This is a genomic window from Parageobacillus caldoxylosilyticus NBRC 107762, from assembly GCF_000632715.1.
Classification (GTDB): Bacteria; Bacillota; Bacilli; order Bacillales; family Anoxybacillaceae; genus Saccharococcus; species Saccharococcus caldoxylosilyticus.
This window is the reverse complement of the sequence record NZ_BAWO01000028.1, coordinates 1-5177: the sequence shown is the minus strand read 5'-3', so window position 1 is coordinate 5177 and position 5177 is coordinate 1. Positions and strand designations below refer to the sequence as shown.

3 rRNA genes are annotated in these 5177 nt (G+C 56.1%); all 3 read right to left on the bottom strand.

What is annotated here, in order from left to right:
- The 3 genes from rrf to GCA01S_RS08710 all read right to left on the bottom strand — a co-directional run bounded on the left by rrf (position 1) and on the right by GCA01S_RS08710 (position 5165).
- Positions 1–117, bottom strand: a 5S ribosomal RNA gene (gene rrf / locus GCA01S_RS08720).
- Between the two features lie 238 nt (positions 118–355).
- Positions 356–3286 (bottom strand): 23S ribosomal RNA (locus tag GCA01S_RS08715).
- A 322-nt stretch (positions 3287–3608) separates the two neighbouring features.
- Positions 3609–5165, bottom strand: a 16S ribosomal RNA gene (locus GCA01S_RS08710).
- The 16S, 23S and 5S rRNA genes sit together here, the layout of an rRNA operon.
- Positions 5166–5177 lie beyond the last annotated feature (12 nt).

Below are 5177 nucleotides of genomic sequence, written 5' to 3'. Positions count from 1 at the left end.
GCCTAGCGACGACCTACTCTTGCAGGGGCGCTGGCCCCAACTACCATCGGCGCTGGAGAGCTTAACTTCCGTGTTCGGGATGGGAACGGGTGTTTCCTCTCCGCTATAGTCACTAGGCAAGCTGTTCTATTGGACATAGATTATTATATTCATCAGATTGATTTTGTCAAGAAGGAGTTCATTCCTTCAAAACTAGATAACCATCTGCTTGGAAGAAGCCAAGCGCCTCCGCTTTTCGTACTGTCTAGCTCCGGACGCCATCGGCTCGCGACGCTTCGGTCCCGTTGCGGTGGCAACAGCCTCCTCACGGGCCCTCCAGCGCGTGTCGCCGATAGGCGGGCGTCCTCCGCTTTTCGTGGTTAAGTCCTCGATCGATTAGTATCCGTCAGCTCCACGTGTCGCCACGCTTCCACCTCGGACCTATCGACCTCGTCATCTTCGAGGGATCTTACTCGCTTGACGCGATGGGAAATCTCATCTTGAGGGGGGCTTCACGCTTAGATGCTTTCAGCGCTTATCCCTTCCGCACATAGCTACCCAGCGGTGCCCCTGGCGGGACAACTGGTACACCAGCGGTGCGTCCATCCCGGTCCTCTCGTACTAAGGACAGCTCCTCTCAAATTTCCTGCGCCCGCGACGGATAGGGACCGAACTGTCTCACGACGTTCTGAACCCAGCTCGCGTACCGCTTTAATGGGCGAACAGCCCAACCCTTGGGACCGACTACAGCCCCAGGATGCGATGAGCCGACATCGAGGTGCCAAACCTCCCCGTCGATGTGGACTCTTGGGGGAGATCAGCCTGTTATCCCCGGGGTAGCTTTTATCCGTTGAGCGATGGCCCTTCCATACGGAACCACCGGATCACTAAGCCCGACTTTCGTCCCTGCTCGACCTGTCCGTCTCGCAGTCAAGCTCCCTTGTGCCTTTGCACTCTCCGAATGATTTCCAACCATTCTGAGGGAACCTTTGGGCGCCTCCGTTACCTTTTGGGAGGCGACCGCCCCAGTCAAACTGCCCACCTGACACTGTCTCCCACCCCGATAAGGGGTGCGGGTTAGAATTTCAATACCGCCAGGGTGGTATCCCACCGGCGCCTCCACCGAAGCTGGCGCTCCGGCTTCCCAGGCTCCCACCTATCCTGTACAAGCGATACCAAAATTCCATATCAGGCTGCAGTAAAGCTCCACGGGGTCTTTCCGTCCTGTCGCGGGTAACCTGCATCTTCACAGGTAGTATGATTTCACCGGGTCTCTCGTTGAGACAGTGCCCAAGTCGTTACACCTTTCGTGCGGGTCGGAACTTACCCGACAAGGAATTTCGCTACCTTAGGACCGTTATAGTTACGGCCGCCGTTTACTGGGGCTTCGGTTCGCACCTTCGCTTTCGCTAAGCGCTCCCCTTAACCTTCCAGCACCGGGCAGGTGTCAGCCCCTATACTTCGCCTTTCGGCTTCGCAGAGACCTGTGTTTTTGATAAACAGTCGCTTGGGCCTTTTCACTGCGGCTCCCTCGGGCTCATCACCCAAGAGAGCACCCCTTCTCCCGAAGTTACGGGGTCATTTTGCCGAGTTCCTTAACGAGAGTTCTCCCGCGCACCTTAGGATTCTCTCCTCGCCTACCTGTGTCGGTTTGCGGTACGGGCACCTCTCACCTCGCTAGAGGCTTTTCTTGGCAGTGTAGGATCGGGGACTTCGGGACCGATGGTCCCTTCGCCATCACGGCTCAGCCTTTGCGCCAGACGGATTTGCCTATCTGGCAGCCTAACCGCTTGGACAGGCTATTCCAGCAGCCTGCTCGCCCTACCTTCCTGCGTCCCCCCATCGCTCAAACGGTGAGGAGGTGGTACAGGAATCTCTACCTGTTGCCCATCACCTACGCCTTTCGGCCTCGGCTTAGGTCCCGACTAACCCTGAGCGGACGAACCTTCCTCAGGAACCCTTAGGCTTTCGGTGCAGAGGATTCTCACCTCTGTTTTCGCTACTCACACCGGCATTCTCACTTCTAAGCGCTCCACGAGTCCTTCCGGTCTCGCTTCGGTGCACTTAGAACGCTCCCCTACCGATGACCAACGGTCATCCCACAGCTTCGGTGGCACGTTTAGCCCCGGTACATTTTCGGCGCAGAGTCACTCGACCAGTGAGCTATTACGCACTCTTTAAATGATGGCTGCTTCTAAGCCAACATCCTGGTTGTCTGGGCAACTCCACATCCTTTTCCACTTAACGTGCACTTTGGGACCTTAGCTGGTGATCTGGGCTGTTTCCCTCTCGACCACGGATCTTATCACTCGTAGTCTGACTCCCAAGGATAAGTCGTTGGCATTCGGAGTTTGACTGAGTTCGGTAACCCGATGAGGGCCCCTAGCTCAATCAGTGCTCTACCTCCAAGACTCTTCCCTTGAGGCTAGCCCTAAAGCTATTTCGGGGAGAACCAGCTATCTCCAGGTTCGATTGGCATTTCACCCCTACCCACACCTCATCCCCGCACTTTTCAACGTGCGTGGGTTCGGGCCTCCAGTAGGTGTTACCCTACCTTCACCCTGGACATGGGTAGATCACCTGGTTTCGGGTCTACGACGACGTACTATACGCCCTATTCAGACTCGCTTTCGCTGCGGCTCCGTCTTTTCGACTTAACCTCGCACGCCATCGTAACTCGCCGGTTCATTCTACAAAAGGCACGCCATCACCCATTAACGGGCTCTGACTACTTGTAGGCACACGGTTTCAGGTTCTCTTTCACTCCCCTTCCGGGGTGCTTTTCACCTTTCCCTCACGGTACTGGTTCACTATCGGTCACTAGGGAGTATTTAGCCTTGGGAGATGGTCCTCCCTGCTTCCGACGGGATTCCCCGTGTCCCGCCGTACTCAGGAGCCACTCGGGAGGGAACGAAGTTTCGACTACAGGGCTGTCACCTTCTCTGGCGGGCCTTTCCAGACCGCTTCGTCTACCCCGTTCCTTTGTCACTCCCATGTGAGTGGTCCTACAACCCCAAGAGGCAAGCCTCTTGGTTTGGGCTGTTCCCGTTTCGCTCGCCGCTACTCAGGGAATCGCGTTTGCTTTCTTCTCCTCCGGGTACTAAGATGTTTCAGTTCCCCGGGTGTGCCCTCCATACCCTATGGATTCAGGTATGGATACTGCCCCATTACGGGCAGTGGGTTCCCCCATTCGGACATCTCCGGATCAACGCTTGCTTACAGCTCCCCGAAGCGTTTCGGCGTTTGCCCCGTCCTTCATCGGCTCCTAGTGCCAAGGCATCCACCGTGCGCCCTTTCTAACTTAACCAACATCAGCGCTTCTCGGCTTCTTCCTTTCGGTTATCTAGTTTTCAAGGAACGAACTTATTTTCCGCATCTGCTTATAGATACAGACCTAAACCATTGAAGGAATAACTAATATTCCTTCAAAACTGAACAAGGCTACTGCCTTGAATTCACTTCTTTGCTGCCTTGCGCCGAGGAATCCAGCTTCTTTGAATTCACTGGAAGACGCAGGCGCAAAACTCTTGAAGGAATAGTTATATTCCTTCAAAACCGAACAAAACGTAAGCGCCCACTTCCGACTAGCCCATAAGGGCAGTCGCCTTCGCTTTTCGTGTCATCCTTAGAAAGGAGGTGATCCAGCCGCACCTTCCGGTACGGCTACCTTGTTACGACTTCACCCCAATCACTTGCCCCACCTTCGGCGGCTGGCTCCCTTGCGGGTTACCTCACCGACTTCGGGTGTTGCAAGCTCTCGTGGTGTGACGGGCGGTGTGTACAAGGCCCGGGAACGTATTCACCGCGGCATGCTGATCCGCGATTACTAGCGATTCCGGCTTCATGCAGGCGAGTTGCAGCCTGCAATCCGAACTGAGAGCGGCTTTTTGGGATTGGCTCCCCCTCGCGGGTTCGCAGCCCTTTGTACCGCCCATTGTAGCACGTGTGTAGCCCAGGTCATAAGGGGCATGATGATTTGACGTCATCCCCACCTTCCTCCGGTTTGTCACCGGCAGTCCCCCTAGAGTGCCCAACTGAATGCTGGCAACTAGGGGCGAGGGTTGCGCTCGTTGCGGGACTTAACCCAACATCTCACGACACGAGCTGACGACAACCATGCACCACCTGTCACCCTGTCCCCCCGAAGGGGGAACGCCCTGTCTCCAGGGTTGTCAGGGGATGTCAAGACCTGGTAAGGTTCTTCGCGTTGCTTCGAATTAAACCACATGCTCCACCGCTTGTGCGGGCCCCCGTCAATTCCTTTGAGTTTCAGCCTTGCGGCCGTACTCCCCAGGCGGAGTGCTTAACGCGTTAGCTACAGCACTAAAGGGTTTGACCCCTCTAACACTTAGCACTCATCGTTTACGGCGTGGACTACCAGGGTATCTAATCCTGTTTGCTCCCCACGCTTTCGCGCCTCAGCGTCAGTTACAGACCAGAGAGCCGCCTTCGCCACTGGTGTTCCTCCACATCTCTACGCATTTCACCGCTACACGTGGAATTCCGCTCTCCTCTTCTGCACTCAAGTCCCCCAGTTTCCAATGACCCTCCACGGTTGAGCCGTGGGCTTTCACATCAGACTTAAGGGACCGCCTGCGCGCGCTTTACGCCCAATAATTCCGGACAACGCTCGCCCCCTACGTATTACCGCGGCTGCTGGCACGTAGTTAGCCGGGGCTTTCTCGTTAGGTACCGTCACCGTACCGCCCTATTCGAACGGTACTTCTTCTTCCCTAACAACAGAGCTTTACGATCCGAAGACCTTCTTCGCTCACGCGGCGTCGCTCCGTCAGACTTTCGTCCATTGCGGAAGATTCCCTACTGCTGCCTCCCGTAGGAGTCTGGGCCGTGTCTCAGTCCCAGTGTGGCCGGTCACCCTCTCAGGCCGGCTACGCATCGTCGCCTTGGTGAGCCGTTACCTCACCAACTAGCTAATGCGCCGCGGGCCCATCCGTAAGTGACAGCCGAAGCCGCCTTTCAACCAAAGACCATGCGGTCTTTGGTGTTATCCGGTATTAGCTCCGGTTTCCCGGAGTTATCCCGGTCTTACGGGTAGGTTACCCACGTGTTACTCACCCGTCCGCCGCTAACCGAACAAGAGCAAGCTCCTGTTCGGTCCGCTCGACTTGCATGTATTAGGCACGCCGCCAGCGTTCGTCCTGAGCCAGGATCAAACTCTCCATAGAAAGTTGATTGGC